At 59.2% G+C, this 14,793-nt stretch carries 15 protein-coding genes; 2 read left to right on the top strand and 13 right to left on the bottom strand.

Going from position 1 to position 14,793, the window contains the following annotated elements; translation table 11 throughout:
- Positions 1-84: 84 nt before the first annotated feature.
- The 4 genes from C4J88_RS07245 to C4J88_RS07230 all read right to left on the bottom strand — a co-directional run bounded on the left by C4J88_RS07245 (position 85) and on the right by C4J88_RS07230 (position 3,271).
- Entirely contained in the window at positions 85-1,017 is a 933-nt protein-coding gene (locus C4J88_RS07245; RefSeq protein ID WP_124366242.1) for a D-2-hydroxyacid dehydrogenase, read from the bottom strand.
- A gap of 108 nt (positions 1,018-1,125) precedes the next feature.
- Positions 1,126-1,419, bottom strand: coding sequence for a YcgL domain-containing protein (locus C4J88_RS07240; RefSeq protein ID WP_124361763.1), 294 nt, complete (start codon positions 1,417-1,419; stop codon positions 1,126-1,128).
- Complete coding sequence (gene rnd / locus C4J88_RS07235) at positions 1,416-2,549, bottom strand: ribonuclease D (RefSeq protein ID WP_124406585.1); 1,134 nt, start codon at positions 2,547-2,549, stop codon at positions 1,416-1,418. The genes C4J88_RS07240 and rnd overlap by 4 nt, the downstream gene beginning before the upstream one ends.
- Positions 2,550-2,671: 122 nt before the next feature.
- Positions 2,672-3,271: a class I SAM-dependent methyltransferase gene (locus C4J88_RS07230; RefSeq protein WP_124406584.1), complete on the bottom strand. Its 600-nt coding sequence runs from the start codon at positions 3,269-3,271 to the stop codon at positions 2,672-2,674.
- A gap of 207 nt (positions 3,272-3,478) precedes the next feature.
- Here C4J88_RS07230 and C4J88_RS07225 point away from each other — a divergent pair, with 207 nt between their 5' ends.
- The gene (locus C4J88_RS07225) at positions 3,479-4,252 is read left to right on the top strand and encodes a transporter substrate-binding domain-containing protein (protein WP_124406583.1); all 774 of its coding nucleotides are present in this window, start codon (positions 3,479-3,481) and stop codon (positions 4,250-4,252) included.
- Between the two features lie 72 nt (positions 4,253-4,324).
- The gene (locus C4J88_RS07220; RefSeq protein WP_124406582.1) at positions 4,325-5,164 is read left to right on the top strand and encodes a cache domain-containing protein; all 840 of its coding nucleotides are present in this window, start codon (positions 4,325-4,327) and stop codon (positions 5,162-5,164) included.
- A gap of 415 nt (positions 5,165-5,579) precedes the next feature.
- On the opposite strand, the gene C4J88_RS07215 is transcribed toward C4J88_RS07220, so the two are convergent.
- The 9 genes from C4J88_RS07215 to C4J88_RS07175 all read right to left on the bottom strand — a co-directional run bounded on the left by C4J88_RS07215 (position 5,580) and on the right by C4J88_RS07175 (position 14,684).
- The gene (locus tag C4J88_RS07215) at positions 5,580-5,999 is read right to left on the bottom strand and encodes a tail fiber assembly protein (RefSeq protein WP_124406581.1); all 420 of its coding nucleotides are present in this window, start codon (positions 5,997-5,999) and stop codon (positions 5,580-5,582) included.
- Positions 6,000-6,018: 19 nt separating this feature from the next.
- Positions 6,019-7,161, bottom strand: coding sequence for a hypothetical protein (locus C4J88_RS07210; protein ID WP_124406580.1), 1,143 nt, complete (start codon positions 7,159-7,161; stop codon positions 6,019-6,021).
- A complete protein-coding gene (locus tag C4J88_RS07205; RefSeq protein WP_124406579.1) occupies positions 7,161-7,736 on the bottom strand; it encodes a YmfQ family protein in 576 nt (191 codons plus the stop codon). Before C4J88_RS07205 ends, C4J88_RS07210 begins: the two co-directional genes overlap by 1 nt.
- Entirely contained in the window at positions 7,733-8,803 is a 1,071-nt protein-coding gene (locus tag C4J88_RS07200; RefSeq protein ID WP_124406578.1) for a baseplate J/gp47 family protein, read from the bottom strand. The genes C4J88_RS07205 and C4J88_RS07200 overlap by 4 nt, the downstream gene beginning before the upstream one ends.
- 1 nt (position 8,804) lies before the next feature.
- Complete coding sequence (locus C4J88_RS07195; protein WP_124406577.1) at positions 8,805-9,155, bottom strand: phage GP46 family protein; 351 nt, start codon at positions 9,153-9,155, stop codon at positions 8,805-8,807.
- Positions 9,156-9,236: 81 nt separating this feature from the next.
- A complete protein-coding gene (locus tag C4J88_RS07190) occupies positions 9,237-9,779 on the bottom strand; it encodes a phage baseplate assembly protein (RefSeq protein ID WP_124406576.1) in 543 nt (180 codons plus the stop codon).
- Positions 9,780-10,919 carry a phage baseplate assembly protein gene (locus C4J88_RS07185; protein WP_256659098.1) on the bottom strand — a complete coding sequence of 380 codons (1,140 nt, stop codon included), beginning with the start codon at positions 10,917-10,919 and terminating at the stop codon, positions 9,780-9,782.
- Positions 10,903-12,273: a DNA circularization protein gene (locus tag C4J88_RS07180; RefSeq protein WP_124406575.1), complete on the bottom strand. Its 1,371-nt coding sequence runs from the start codon at positions 12,271-12,273 to the stop codon at positions 10,903-10,905. The genes C4J88_RS07185 and C4J88_RS07180 overlap by 17 nt, the downstream gene beginning before the upstream one ends.
- On the bottom strand, positions 12,270-14,684 hold the full coding sequence (locus C4J88_RS07175; protein ID WP_124406574.1) for a phage tail tape measure protein: 2,415 nt from the start codon (positions 14,682-14,684) through the stop codon (positions 12,270-12,272). The genes C4J88_RS07180 and C4J88_RS07175 overlap by 4 nt, the downstream gene beginning before the upstream one ends.
- Between the last annotated feature and the right edge of the window lie 109 nt (positions 14,685-14,793).

Genomic DNA, 14,793 nt, shown 5'->3' with positions numbered 1-14,793 from the left:
GCCTGAACGTTTTTCGCGAGCAAGCTCGCTCCTACAGGAGCATCATCAGGGCAAGCCCCCTCCCACATTTTTTACCGCGTCGTGTCAGTAGCCGCGCTCGAAATCCACTTCCCCGCGCAGTGCCTGTTTGGCCTGGTACGCACGCACGTTCTGCACAAACAGCTCCACCATCATCGACGGCGAAGTGGGCGCCGAGCTGTGCCCGGTCAACAATAGGCCCCACGCCGTCCAGAACGGGTGGCGCTGCGGCAGCGGTTCCTGGCGGCACACGTCGATCACCGCTCCAGCCAGGTGCCCTTCTTTCAGGGCTTCGACCAGATCGGCATCGACCACCGCCACGCCGCGCCCGACGTTGATGAACAGCCCGGTCGGCTTGAATTGCTTGAACAGGGCCGCGTCGTACAGGTCATGGGTTTCGGGGGTGTTGGGCAGCAGGTTGATCACATAATCCACCTCGCCCACCAGCCGGCCCAATTGTTCGAGCCCGGCGACTTCAATAAATGGCGCCTGCTCGCGGGCCTGGCTGGCGATGCCATACAGCTTGACGCCGAACGGCAGCAGGAACTGCGCCACGCTCTGGCCAATATCACCGGTTCCGACGACCAGCACCTTGCGCCCCGCCAGGCTCTGGCCCAAGCGGTTGTCCCACTTGCGCTCGACCTGGCTGACCAGCCGCGCCAGCACTTCACGTTCGTGACCGAGCATGTAGGTCAGGACGAATTCGGCCATGACCTGGCCAAAGATACCGACCGCACGGGTCAGGCGATAATCACGCGGCAGGCCTTCAGCCAGCAGCGGCGTGATGCCGGCCCAGGTCGATTGCAGCCATTGCGGGTGATGCCCCTGGCGCAACAGCGTTGCCAGCAGGTCCGGCTGGCCCAGCCACACCGGACAATCGGCGGCCAGGCGCGAGAGTTCGGCCGAGTCGCCGCTGGTCAGCACCTCGAGGTCTGGCGCGGCTTCGCGAAGCAATTGGGCGTAGAGCGGGTGATCCTGTTCAGCAATCAGAACACGCATGGTTCAAACCTTTCAAAAACAGTGCAGACGGCCGCCCGCATCCTTACGGCCAGCGCCAACTCAATACGATTGCGTTGAAGAATGTGCCCGGCACCGGGCACCCACCGATCACATCGGGTCGTTGCGTCGCAGCAACTCTTCGGGCAAGTGTTCGATGTACTCGTCCTCGGCCGGCGGCATTTGCAGGTGGTAGCCCTGCTTGTCGAGGTTTTCCAGGACCACGACGATGTCTTCGCGCGACAGCTTGCGCTGCGGTGTCAACACCATGTCGAACGCGTGATGCGGCTTGCCGAAGGCCACCATCAACGGCTCCGGCACCCGCTCCAGGGCGTCACTTTTGAGGACGTAGAGGTACATGCCGTCTTTTTTCAAGCTGCGATAAATGGAGCAGATACGTTTCAAGGCTGTTCTCCGGCAGTGGCCAGGCTGTCGAGCAGCGCCTGGCCCATCAACTCGCGACGCCAGCCACGCAGCGAGTCTGGCAATTGGTAAGGCCCATCGGGGTAGCCACTTTTAACCAGGGCTTCGAGGGTTTTCTTGCGCAGCATCAGTTCCGGGGCCATGTCCAGGCGTTCGGCTTCAGCCTGGCCCAGGGCGCGCAGTTGCTTGATCAGCGCGGCGGCGTCGACCGGCAGCGGTTCAGGCACGGCAGGCGGCCATTGGTCCATGGGCACGCTGCCCGCACGCTTGATCAGGTCGAGCAGGAACTGGCCGTCCTGACGCACGGTGCGCGGGTGCATGTCTTCGATCTTGCCCAGGGCGGCGAGGTTATCCGGCTGGGATTTGGCCAGGGGCCATAACGAGTGTTCACGGATGATGCGGTTGCGCGGCAGGTCACGGGCACGGGCTTGCTGTTCGCGCCAGGCGCACAGTTCACGCAGTACGGCGAGTTGGGCGCGCGACAGCTTCCACGCCAGCTTGGCGTCGCGGTACACCTCGTACGGGTCGACTTCGCGACGCAGGTTGGCCACCAGTTCGGCACCGTCTTCCAGCACCCAGGCGTACTTGTCATCCGACAGACGCGGGCGCAGGCGGATATACACCTCGGCCAGGTGCACGGCGTCTTCGGCGGCGTAGCTCACCTGGGTGTCGGACAATGGCCGCTGCAGCCAGTCCGAGCGCGTCTCGCCCTTGGGCAGGTCGATATCGAGCACCGCTTGCACCAGGCGCGAGTAACCCATGGAGAAACCCAGGTTCAGGTAAGCCGCAGCCAATTGGGTGTCGAACAACGGCGCCGGCAGGCTGCCGGTCAGGCGCAACAGCACTTCCAGGTCTTCGCTGCAGGCGTGTACCACCTTGATCACGCCTGGGTCTTCCAGCAAGGCAGCCAAGGGTTGCCAGTTGTCGATGGTCAGCGGATCGATCAGGTAAGCGCGCACGCCATCACCGATCTGGATCAGCCCGGCAATGGGATAGAAGGTGTCGACCCGCATGAATTCGGTGTCGAGGGCGACGAATGGCAACTGCTGCCATTCGGCGCAATGCTGGCCGAGGCTATCGTTGTCGCAGATCCAGTGAATATCGATGGCCACACGGCTCTCCCTTGAAGAATGGCGCGCAGTATATATCGCGAAAGGGGCTTGCGAGCATCCGCAGTGCACAGGCAACCATGAAAACTCAGACAGGAGATGACGAATAATCCGACAGGCGGGAGTTATCCCCTCTTACGCAGGACGTAGACGCACCAGAGCTTGGAGCCCGGCAGGAACTCCCGGTGATTCAAAACCTTGAAGCCCGCCTGGCGAAACTCATCCTCAACCGGCGTACGCGCGGCCACGGACACAATCACGGTATCGCGACTGACCCGGTGAAATTCGCGCAGCAACACCAGGCGCACCTCGGTGCTGGGCACATGGCGAAACAACTCCAGGCAGAAAATGCAATCCACCGCGTTGGCCGAAAGCCCGATGGAAAACGCCGAGCCGGGGAATGTCTTGACACGTTTGAGCAACGCCGCCGGATGATGGGTGCGGGCATGGTCGAGCATTTCTTCGGAATTGTCCGACGCCAGGATGACCCGATTGACGTGCTCGCCCAGCACCGGCCAGAACCGCCCGGAGCCGCAGGCCAGGTCCAGGATCAACCCCGGCTCCCCGGCGACCTTCAACGCATGGCGCACCAACCGCGCATCGCGCCATGCGGCCAGGCGCTGCAACAGCCCAGGCGGACGTGTATCACCGCAGACCCTGGCATGCTCACGGTCATGGCGCTCGGTGAATTCGGTCTCGATGGAGGATGGAGGTTGTGACGACATCGCGGGCTCATGTGGCTATAACGGAAGTAGAACGACCTTGGTCCGCAGCTTAACCACTGCAACGTGAAAAAAGGTCGAAAGCCCTTCGGGTCTTCCGTTGATGATTCGGGAGGCTATTGCAGTAGGGCTAAACCGGCGGCGCACCTTGTCCCCCTGCCCCGCGCTGTCAATAATGACCACCCCGACCTGCCCCAAGGATTCGACCGCATGAAAGCACCTCTAGCCCTGTGTGTACTGGCGAGCATGGCAACCACCGCCGTGGCCGATACCCGCCCGTCGCGCCTCGACGACGTCATCGAGCGTGGCACGCTGACGGTGTGCACCACCGGCGACTACATGCCCTACACCTCGCTGCGTGCCGATGGTCACTATCAAGGCATTGATATCGCCATGGCCGAATCCCTGGCCAAGAGCCTCAACGCGACGATCACCTGGGTGCCCACCACCTGGAAAACCCTGATGCCGGATTTTCTGGCGCAACGCTGCGACATTGCCGTGGGCGGTATTTCGGTGTCGTTGGAGCGCCAGAAAAAAGCCTTCTTCAGCCAGCCGCTGGGCGTCGACGGCAAGATCCCGCTGGTGCGCTGCGCCGACGTACAGCGCTACCAGAGCGTCGAACAGATCAACCAGCCCCAGGTGCGGGTGATCGAGCCGGCGGGTGGCACCAACGAAGTGTTTGCCCGCACCCACCTGGCCCAGGCGCAGATACGCCTGCACGACAACGTGACGATTTTTGACGAACTGCTGGCGGGCAAGGCCGACGTGATGATCACCGACGCCAGCGAAGCGCGGTACCAGCAAAAGCAAAAACCGGGACTGTGCGCGGTCAACCCCGAGCGGCAGATGCAGTACAGCCAGAAAGCCTTCCTGCTGCCGCGCGATGATGTGGCCTGGAAAAGCTACGTCGACCAATGGTTGCACCTGAGCGTGGCGACCGGGGTGTATGACGGCATCGTCAGTCAGTGGCTGGCGGCGCCTTGATCAGCTTGCGCCACGATTCCCTCGCCGACCGTCTACGCTCTTGTCATTCCAACAAAATCGAGGGACGGATAAATGAACACACTGCTGCGATTCACCTGGCTGTTGCTGTTGTGCTGTAGCCAGGTGCACGCCGCCACGGCCGAGGATGCGGAGGCCCAGGCGGCCAAGGCGCTGCTGGAAAAAGCCCTGGCGTACTACCAGAGCAACGGTGACAAGGCATTGGCCGCTTTCAGCCGCCAAGGTGAGTTCATCGACCAGGACCGCTACGTATTCGTGGTCGATACCAAAGGCGTGCTGCTGGCCAGTGGCGGCCCCTCTTCGGCCTTGATCGGTCGAGACGTGTCCGAGGTACTTGGGCCTGATCTGCAGGCTTCGTTCAAGCAAGCTATCAGCGCACCCGAAGGCCAGGGTATCCAGCAGGCCGATTACCGCTGGCAGAACTGGAATGACGGCAAGGTCGAGCACAAGCATGTGTTTTACCAGCGCGTGGGCGAGCGCATCCTGGCGGTCGGCTATTACCTGCCACGGGCTACGCCGGAACAGGCACGGGCGCTGCGCAACAAGGCGGTGAACGCGCTGGTGAAGGATGAAGCGGGGACGCTCAAGGCGATCAACTCATTGCAGGGTGGTTTTCTGCAGGACGATCTCTACGTGTTCGTGGTGGACCTGGATACGCGGCGCTATGTGGCCCATGGCACCAACCTGCGCTTGATCAATACGGATTTTGCCAAGGTCAAAGACCCGGATGGGAAGCCTGTGGGTGAGCCGATTCTTCAACTGATGACTGAGCAGGATCAGGGGGAGTACAAATATCGGTGGAAGAATCCGGTGACGGGGAAGGTTGAGAATAAGCATGCTTATTTGCGTAAGGCGGGGCGGTTTATGGTGGCGGTGGGGTATTACAGTCCCTGATTAGGGGTTTTTCGTGGCGGCCTCTGGGCCGACCAAGTAGTGAGTTTTATTGAGTACATATCCGTTATTTAGGTAACGTCGGCTTAGGGTTCCGCTCTTACAGCGGGTCACTTTGGAAAAGCCCCAAAGTAACCAAAGGGCTCTTGCCCCACCACTCGGCACCTCGCTCACGCTCGGTGTGCCCGTAATCCGACAGTGATTTGGGGGGCCGCCGCCACGCGCCATCCATGGCGCGGGGCGGCTAAACCGGCATCCCTGCCGGTTTACCCCCCAAATCCCTATCGAATTCCGGCCAGCGTGGTTTAACGGGGCGCTTAGATCAAAAGCAAAAGCAAAAGCAAAGCGAGGCGGCCTTTGTAAGCGCACGACGGATTTGGCACCGTGTAGCGGGTTAATTGGCATGCCTGCGAGCAGTTCAACTAGGCAAAACTTGCAGGACGTTTGGCACCGCAGGCCACTCAATGACTTCTGGAAATTCGGCTTGCTGCTGAATTCGGTTCAATAACATGCGATAGCGCTTCCAAGCCGCTAACCGAGCCTCTTCATCGGCTGTAGCCTCTCCCAGATCCACCGCATCCTGTAACGGGCCCATTTTGATCGTTGCGTCGCTCAGCAAGCTGTCTCGCCGTCTGAGCGCTGTCTCTTCTTGGGTAGGTCCGGTATTGCGGATAAGTATGGGCAACCCACCCTCTCCAGGCCCCACTACTCCGTCTATGGTTGCGGTAAAAAGCTTCCGATACAGAGCTTCTGGAATCTCAACAGCATCGCTGGGCATTCTCTCATTCAACGAATCAATGTAGGCACCGTTGGTGGATGAGCTATAAAAATACTTCATTGGTAGCACCTTTTAATGATTAAAAACCGACGCACAACCAAGAGATAGCCGACCCTCCGATTGCTGCATTCGTCTCGTTGTATGAAACCTTAATTTCCGAACGACTTAAGAATTGACCGGACGACACCCGGCAGGCTGCACCGTCGCCAGATACGTCCCCGTAAATGGAAGTCCATACCTGCAATGCCGTGGCAGGGAAACTCAGAGGGAGGGAAACGGTTGTCGATGCCCCGTCAAAAATGGTTGCAGTTCGCCCCCACTGGATTACCAGGCCGCCCAACCACGTCGGAAATGCGATAAAACCGTTCGCCGTAAAGCTTGAAAGGAAGCCTGCGCGCATCTTCTTAGGCGTGACGCCTGTCGCGTCATCAATACCTGCATTGGTCTGGTTCTGGGTTGCTAGGGCAATGATGCCAGCGACTGTTTCTGTCGCCGCGGCCTTATTTGCCTTCCCAGTCAGTAGGCCGTCTACTTGGGTAGCGGTGTACGCATCTGAAATGTTGTAACCCGAGAGCGTGGTAGCTCGACTGGCGAACGATTGCCCTGCCTCAGTCTTCGTATAGGCGTCAGTAATGCCGTATCCCGCCAGCGTCGTAGCACGGCCCGCTTTGCCTGTTAGAAGTCCGTCCACCTGGGTAACGGTATACGCATCGGTAATGTTGTAACCCGCTAGCGTGGTGGCTCGACTCGCGAACGATTGCCCTGCCTCAGTCTTCGTATAGGCGTCAGTAATGCCGTATCCCGCCAGCGTCGTAGCACGGCCCGCTTTGCCTGTTAGAAGTCCATCCACCTGGGTAACGGTATACGCATCGGTAATGTTGTATCCCGCTAGAGTGGTAGCTCGACTGGCAAACGATTGCCCCGCCTCAGTCTTCGTGTATGCATCGATGATGCCGTATCCCGCGAGCGTGTCGGGCTTCTTTGTGATGTTTTGAAACTCCGCAGCAGAAGCTGCAAGGCGTGCGACAGCCTTCAGAGCCTGGCTGTCGTCCGCCCCATCTAAAGGTATACCCGCCCCTGTGATAAGGTTGATTAGCTCACGCTGAATTGTATTCAGCCATCGCGCCTTTATAAGTGTGGCATCGACGCCCGCCTCTGGATTGCCCTCGGTGTATTCGCCATCGGCGTTTGCCGTACTGGTGCTATCACTGATTTTTTGCATTAATTGTCTCCGTAACCAAATAGCAAAATGGAGTCGGCTGGCATCAACTGACGTAACCGGCACTCAAGGGCTCTATTCCCCCATGCAGATAGCGGATCGCCAGCTCCAGTAATCCCAGCTCGGGCATGACTGGTTGTCACGGCTGGAGCATTCACGCGCCAGGTGTAGTTCCACTCGCCACCATTGAGAGGGTCACCAGCACGCGCAATCCCTGCACGGGCTGGCCTGAATGTGGTGATGGTGATGTCGTAGCCCATAGCCTTAGCCAGGGCTATGAAAAAAGGTTTGCTCTGACCCATTTGGCCTTGGACCTTGCTGACCACGGCTTGCACGCGCTGACCGATGGTCTGGGCATGACCGATCAAACACGAGTCTGGAAGCCCAAGAAGCCGCTCCCAATCGGCTAAACCTTCACCCGTGTCCGGGAAGATCGTGCTGTAAACCATGCTTGCCTTAGCATCTGCCAGGTTCAGCGCGTTGGCTTCGGCTTCAATGGCGGCCGAAAGGTAGGGCGCTGAACCGTTATAGGAAACCGGGGGCAGTAGTAAGCGAATTTGATCGGCGAGCGTGGTCATTCCATCAACCCCAAAGTGATTAACCCTGGGCGAATCCAGCCAATAATTTTTGGGTCATCGGATGCGCTGACGTTACCGGTTGGAGCCGTAACAGCCCGATCTAGGACTCCCGCCAAGTTGCTGACCATTGCTTCAATCTGGGTTCGTTTGAGGGTATCTCCAGGCTTCAATGCGCTCAAAAGGATGTTGTAAGCCTTTTGCGCAGCAGCCTGCACTTCGGCCAAAGTGAAATCGGGGGCCAGTTCAATCTTGGCGTAGGAGTGGACGACGCGAATCGTTGGCGCGTACACCCAAACATCAGCGATGACTGAGCAAACGCTTTGAATGTGCGCCAAACAGGCAGCAATCACCTCGGCAGAAGGCGTACCGTTGCTGGCGGTAATGACGACATCGACAGTTCCACCACCACGGCGCTTAGGGATAACCTTGGCATAGGCAACGCCTTCGACCTCCAACGCCCAGCGGCGGTAGTCGGGCGCGGCACCTCCTGCCGGAGGGGTTCGGATTAGGTCCAGATAGCGGGCCCGTAGGGATTCGATTTTCTCCTGGTCTTCACCGCCCGTGGTCTTGCCAACGAACATGGCGTTTGCGTCCATGCCCAGAGGGGGACTGGTGATGATTAAGGCACCGGTAAGGTCGTTGAGCGCTGCACCGACAGTCTGAGCCTCGACCAGAACGGTGGTGGCGCCATCGATGCCAAGCTTCGCGCTGGCCTTGGCGGTGAACAACTCACCTGTAATGACATGCTTTAAGGTCGCACCGAGAAGCAATTGAACACCCGGCGTGCCTTTCAAGGCCGCTGTCCCGGTGGCTGCTACAGGGGCTTTGAGCACAACGCCACGAAGCCCGGCAGTGTGCAGCAATTCCTCTTCGTCGGCCGTGTCCGCGAATATCTGTCGATAGAGCCAGGCCAGTTTCTGATACAGGCCCTCGATAGCCGACGCCACAGCGGCAGACCGGACGTTGTTGTCGCTGTCCGGGCCGATATCGGCCTCGGCTTGGAGATTGCGAATATCACGCAGGATGTCCCGCAGAATGGCGTCCAGGGATCGACCGGTATAGGCCATGTCAATTCACTCTTACAGGGTGGCGAAACACCTGCGGATTGCCGGTGGCGTCGGTGATGTCAATTTGCAGGTTGAGCCAGCCGTTGTGGGGCTGCTCGACGGTGATGGTGATGTCTTGGGCGCGGCCGTCATCGAGCAGCGGCTGGAGCGCCTGCTCGGCGTATTGCTTGGCGAGTTTGCCGACCCGTGGCAGGTCTTTGGAGCGTTTCAGCTCATGCAGGCGGGAGCCCACGGTGGTGTCTTTCCACCAGGTGCCGAGGGGTGTCATGAGGCGTATGTAAACGGCGTTGCCCAGCGTATTGATACGCTGGCCCGTCAAGTCGCCAGTGGTTGGGTTTATGCCTGCGTCCATAGGTTGGCATACTGACGCGCAGGCTCGCCCGGCTGAGTATCAGCGGGGTTTAAGACTGTCCATATCAGATTGGCTTAATGTTTACTGGGGCGGATCTGGTGGCGGTCCATTTGGGTGGCCGTGTGCGTTATACAGCTCCCTGTCGTCCTGCATACTCCGCGTATGGTCGGTGATTTCTCCGTCTGCCTTTATGTCGCCAGTCTGTTCAATCAACGGAGTCTCAAAGCGCACTTTGGTCTTTGCCTTGACTACCAGCGTGTCGGTTTCGATTTCGATCAATCGGCCGCGCTTCATGTGGATGTAGTCGCCTTCATCGGTATACAACGCCACCTCACCATCTTTGACCACAACCCGATAACGCCCATCCTCGCTGGCTACGACGACCGTATGCTTGCTGTTACCGCCCACAGGGATCGCGAGAAATTCAGCGCCAGGCAACGGCCCCGAACTAAACCCGTAGTGCTGCATCAGCTCACCGGAAACCGACTCGCCTGCAAGCCCTTCCATTTCAATGCCGATCAAGGTGCCATGGGTATTACGTGCCGCCGTACCGCGAAAAGCCTGGCGAACGTTGCTCATCACCCGACTGACCTGATCGCGCACCAGGCGCGCCATATTGCTCATTTAGAGCCCCTTGATCATTTCGATAAACGCCGCGTCGGGGTTGGCTTTTTTGCCCTTGCCCTTGCGCTTTTTGGCGGGGTTACTGTCCAGCACCCACATTTTGTCTTCACGCAACCGCAGCTCTGTAATAGCCCCTTCACCGCGAGTCAGGCGTAAGGTGCGGGACATCAGGAAGTAAGTCGCATCCAGTCCATGGGGCTCGCTACGCACGATGACGCGCTGACCGGGGCTCCATACCTGGCCGTTATCGGCGCGGTGCCCCATGACTACGGCGCGGATCTCGAAACCCTCCAGGCGACTATCGGCCAGCAGCTTGCGGGCACGGGTGGTAGCCATGTCCTGGTTCTCGCTGGAACTGTCGATAATCACCTTCGGCCGGAAGATCCCGCGACGGGCCAGGGTTTCGTCCTGGATGACTGAACGTAGGTGGGCGCGCTTGCTGTCCAGGCCGTCATTGTCGTATTGCCCGTGCTGACCCAGGACGGTGATTTGACTGTAACGATTGGCGATAGAGCGCCGCACACTGAGGCGCTGCACGTTATTGCCGACGCCGTCCTCCCGCATAATCAACGTACCAACTGGCGCGGCGTTGTAGTCAGGCCCGCCAATGATCAGTCGGCCGTCAGGCTCGACCCACGGCCACAAGCCATTGGCCTCGGCGACCTGGAGCAATGCCTCCCAGGCGCTTTGACCAGGTTCGATTTGCACGCGGCGTCTGGTCTTGGCTTGGGCGGCGCGGATCTCTATCTGAGTTATGCCCAGCGGCTTCACGACCTGGTCCAGGATCTGCGCCAACGTGGCTTCGCGCATCGAAACGAAAGGCGCGGAACAGTCGACCAGGGGCGCCGCACGGTCCCGGCCAGTGATGCGCATAGAGATACCCTGACGGGAGATGTCATGTTCGAACTCGTCGATCTGGCCGGTTAATACGCGGTCCTTGCCCAAGGTTAGCGAGCAAGGCGCGCCCTCGGCCAACACGCTGGGCAACCGGGTGGCGTCCTTGGTGTACAGCTCCAGTTCGAAACCGTCAGCGGCGGTCAGCAGGTCTGACTCAACCGACCAGCCGTCCCATTCCTCATGCGCCAGGCCACCAATGGACAGGCGTATTGACTCGTCCAGGACGTTACTTGGCGTAGGCACGCAGCACCTCACCGGCTTGAATGTTATGCGGTGTTTTCAGGTCGGGATTCAGGCGGATCAGCTCGACAGCGCGGGTATGGTCGCCATACCAGCGGTGAGCTAATAGACGAAGGCTGGCCGGGGTTTCAACCACGCGCTCCAGCATTGGCGGGCTCTGCAAAATGACCTGACGCGCACGGGCCTGAATCAATGCGGCGACATTGCGCAATGCCTCAATGATTGGTCGGGCGGTTTCCACGTCGTAGAGGTGACGTTGCAGAAGGATGGACGACTGCACCAGGGATCGCACCAGGTTAACCAGGCCCTCCAATTCCAGCGGGCTCAAGGTTGGCGTGTCGGCTTCGTCCTCGATGACGGTAGCCACCGCCTGGGCGTGGGCCAGCGCCAGTTCGGTGATGACCAGGACAACCAAAGCGAAGCCGTTAGCGATCACCGGATCGTCTGGCATTCCATCGGGCAGTAGCACCAGGACGTTCCCTGGAATAGTCGGCCCGCCCTCGATCAGTGGGCCGACAGTAGGTGCCACGCCTTGGCGCGCACCGATCAGAAAGCCCGCGCCTGCACGTGCCGCATCCGCCGTCAGGCTGGCGTTGCCTGGCAAAGTGGCGGGCACACCAGTACGAGCGAGCAGCGCCGTGGACGAACTGGGCGTGCTGCCCTGGATGGCACTTCGGATTTCAGAGGGTGTGCGCATCAGGTCGACCAGAGGATCAAACGCCCCTGACGGCCGTTTAGCCATTGACCCAACACCGGACACCACACCCAGGATTTGCGAGCGCAGTTGTTGCAGCCGCAGGCCAATGCCAGGTAAACCCAGTGCCTTTTCGATCAGGCCGACCCAGCCTCCGCCGATCCACGATTGAATCTCGCCGACCAGAGAGTCAATGCGGCCAAACAGGTCAAAGATGCCGTCCTGCCAGGTGTATTCATCCTCCAGCCCCAATACGCCGATATCGACGAATTCAAACTGGCGCTCAAAGAAAGGCGCGTCGGGCGTGTCCTCAACGAACACAATGCTGATTTCGGCATAGTCCGGCCGCTCGGCGTTGTGCTTGACCTCGCCGGTACTGCTGACGACGTTCATGCTGCCGTAGATCGGGTGGATCAGTTCGCCTGTACCTGGCGTGTTCAGGGTACGCAGGATGTTCTGGAGTTCTATTTCATAGTTGACGCCGAACACCACCACTTGCATCGGAATGCGCCGGGCACCACGGCCCAGGTCTTTGACCCGGTCACCATCCTTGAATGGCGTTCCATGTTCAGACAAGGCGCGCTGCCATTGCAGGCTTTCGCTTTCGACCAGGAGCGGGACACCACGGAAAGAGGCGTCCAGTAAGTTCTCTGCCCAGCTCATCCGCCGCGCCTCATTTGAATGTCAGTTCGCCGCTCAACCTCGGCCTGGATCATTCGCGAATCAGTACGCACTTCGATAACCAGGGGTTGGGCGAGCAACGAACGGAGGCGATCCTCGGCGGCTTGCGCGGCAGGATTGGCACCGGCCGCACCAGGTGCGGGGACGTTGCCGGCAATTCCAGGAAAGCCTGGCGTGGTTGCCGCCGATAGTGGATTAGCCAGGCGCTGCGCCTGGGAAGCTAACCAGGTCGACGGCTGGCTGGTGCCAGATTGAGACATCATGTCCCGCAGGCGTTGCTGTGCGGTGAAAGTGTCGGCACCCGCAGCCAGGGCGCGATTGGCGATACCCTGCGCCCAGGTGTTCGCATCGTTGACGGGCAGGCCCGCAGCGGTCAGGCCGGTTTCATGGTGCGCCAGGCGCTGGGCTTCGGAGGACAGCCAGTCCGATGACTGGTCGGGATTTTTGTCAGCCAGGGCCATACGGTTGCGGTAGAACGATGTTTGATAAGAGCGCTGGTCATCGTTTAGCAACTTGCTGCGCTGGGCTGCATCCAAGCGACCTTCGTCCGTGGCTGTCGCACTTGCCCCGCCGATTTGGGTGGCAGTTACACCCAAGGCCATTGGGGCCAGCCATGGGGTGATAAACCCACCGGGCTTGCCCTTGCTGGAGCTTGAGCCATTCGGCAGGTCTGGCCCACCAGCAGCGCCGAGAGCAGCACCCGCAGGCCAGTTGGTGACAAACACTGATGTAACGCCTGTGGCTTCCTCCAGGACCTTGCCTACGGCAATGCCTTTGAGGGTTTCAGGTCCGCCCATGAACCTGTTAAGCAAGGCCCCCGCGCCAGCTTTGGCACCACGCCCGGCATAATAGCCGCCAACACCCAGGGCAGCACCGCCAGCAAGCATTTGCTCGCCGGATAAGTTCAGGTCATCCAGCAGATAGCTACCAAGGTCCGCAAAGCCCTTGTTGAGAGGTCGTGCCATTCGATCAATGGCTTGGCCGAGAGTCGCTTTCATTCGAGAGCCAACGGCAGTTGAGCTACTGAGGTTGTCAGCCAGGTCTTTTTCAATAACACCTTTTGCGTTGTTGATATCGCCGGTACTTGATGCGAATTGCTCCAGCCGATTGCCTGTCATGAAAGCGTTAACACCTTTTTGGGTGTCCTGATCCATCTTTCCGAAAACCACCCCCATAAACTTTGCACGATCCCGGTCCGTTTTAAGGGCGCCGTATTTCCTTTTAAGATCCAAGAAGACATCTTGCGTATTACGGGTTTCCCCTTGCTTTCCGAAGAAGTCTACGCCCGTTGTTTTGGTGACGTTTTCCCGGTAAGTGTTGTTGGTGAATGCTCGTAAAGTAGACTGAGCAAGTGTCCCCAATCGGTCGGGTTCCAACTCAATTAAGGAAAGCGTTTCAACAAACGAAAGTGATTGGGCCAAGCTCATCCCAGCTTTCTTTGAGTCTGCCCCAACTTTAGGGAAGATGCTTGAAAGGTTTTCCAGTTCAGCATTACCGAGGCGCCCGGCAACAACCATTTTTTGCAGCAGGTCTAACGCCGCTTCTGGTTTTGCCAGGTCGATGTCAAACGCGCTGGCACCGGTAACCAGGGCTTTTGCCAATATCCCGGAGTCGGCACCTGTGACGGCTGTTGACTGAGCAATAGCCTCGGTACTGATCTTCGCTTTGTCATAGGAAAGGCCACTTGCGACCAAGGTGTCAAAACCGCTCTGAACTTGTTCGCGTTCGATGCCATAGGTTTTGGCAAGGCGCCATTGATCATCACGCCATTCTTCGCGCTGCTCACCGCTCATGCCTGCTGTTTGTTGAGTTCGGATTAGTTGCCGATCCAGCCGCGCACTGCCAGTCACACCCGAAACAACACCGATACCGACTCCAAGCCCCGCCAATTGGCCCTGCATACTGCCGCCCAGTCCCTTGATGCGATCAAACTCCTGACGCACACCCATGGCGATGGTTTTCAACGTGCGCAGGCTGCGACCGCTGTTTTGCGCCATGCGCCGAAAAGACGTTTCGGTCCTATCAACGCTCTGACGCAGTGGCTGCACACCTTGTCTATCGGCACTGATCAGCTCGGTTTTGGCATCACGCGCAGCCTTGCGAGCGGCGGTGGCCATCTCTTTGAGTTCGGCAGAGGTCTTAGTGACTTCAATGCGCGTGCCGGAGCCTGCCTTCGCGGTTTCACGCATGGCGCTACGGATGGTTTTATAGCTGTTGGCGCCGACCTGGCCGACCTTAGTGATGGCCGAGGATGCCTTCCAACTTTCATCGGCCAGTGACTTGGCGCCTTCCTTACCGGCCTTGCGTAGGTCGCGGTTGATCTGCTCGATCTCCCGACGACTGTTGCCCGCATGGGCTTGGAAACGGAGCGCAACGCGCAGATCGGAACTCATGGGTACTCCCGGAGAGGGGCTTACACGAACAGGATAGGCCCGGTATCGAGCCTGTTACCTAGGTTTGGGCAGCGCTTTGCGTTGGCGCTGACTGACGTAGCGGGTGCCT

This window comes from Pseudomonas sp. R4-39-08, from assembly GCF_003852275.1.
Lineage (GTDB): Bacteria > Pseudomonadota > Gammaproteobacteria > Pseudomonadales > Pseudomonadaceae > Aquipseudomonas.
The sequence above is the reverse complement of the archived record's forward strand: the minus strand, read 5'-3'. Positions and strand labels throughout refer to the sequence as shown.

What these genes read in the sequence shown, in the direction of transcription:
- C4J88_RS07230 (WP_124406584.1), bottom strand. Translation starts at nt 3,271, where the DNA reads ATGTCGTCACAACCTCCATCCTCCATCGAGACCGAATTCACCGAGCGC.
- C4J88_RS07175 (WP_124406574.1), bottom strand. Translation starts at nt 14,684, where the DNA reads ATGAGTTCCGATCTGCGCGTTGCGCTCCGTTTCCAAGCCCATGCGGGC.
- C4J88_RS07220 (WP_124406582.1), top strand. Translation starts at nt 4,325, where the DNA reads ATGAACACACTGCTGCGATTCACCTGGCTGTTGCTGTTGTGCTGTAGC.
- C4J88_RS07200 (WP_124406578.1), bottom strand. Translation starts at nt 8,803, where the DNA reads ATGGCCTATACCGGTCGATCCCTGGACGCCATTCTGCGGGACATCCTG.
- C4J88_RS07205 (WP_124406579.1), bottom strand. Translation starts at nt 7,736, where the DNA reads ATGACCACGCTCGCCGATCAAATTCGCTTACTACTGCCCCCGGTTTCC.
- C4J88_RS07225 (WP_124406583.1), top strand. Translation starts at nt 3,479, where the DNA reads ATGAAAGCACCTCTAGCCCTGTGTGTACTGGCGAGCATGGCAACCACC.
- C4J88_RS07190 (WP_124406576.1), bottom strand. Translation starts at nt 9,779, where the DNA reads ATGAGCAATATGGCGCGCCTGGTGCGCGATCAGGTCAGTCGGGTGATG.
- C4J88_RS07180 (WP_124406575.1), bottom strand. Translation starts at nt 12,273, where the DNA reads ATGAGCTGGGCAGAGAACTTACTGGACGCCTCTTTCCGTGGTGTCCCG.
- C4J88_RS07215 (WP_124406581.1), bottom strand. Translation starts at nt 5,999, where the DNA reads ATGAAGTATTTTTATAGCTCATCCACCAACGGTGCCTACATTGATTCG.
- C4J88_RS07245 (WP_124366242.1), bottom strand. Translation starts at nt 1,017, where the DNA reads ATGCGTGTTCTGATTGCTGAACAGGATCACCCGCTCTACGCCCAATTG.
- C4J88_RS07210 (WP_124406580.1), bottom strand. Translation starts at nt 7,161, where the DNA reads ATGCAAAAAATCAGTGATAGCACCAGTACGGCAAACGCCGATGGCGAA.
- C4J88_RS07195 (WP_124406577.1), bottom strand. Translation starts at nt 9,155, where the DNA reads ATGGACGCAGGCATAAACCCAACCACTGGCGACTTGACGGGCCAGCGT.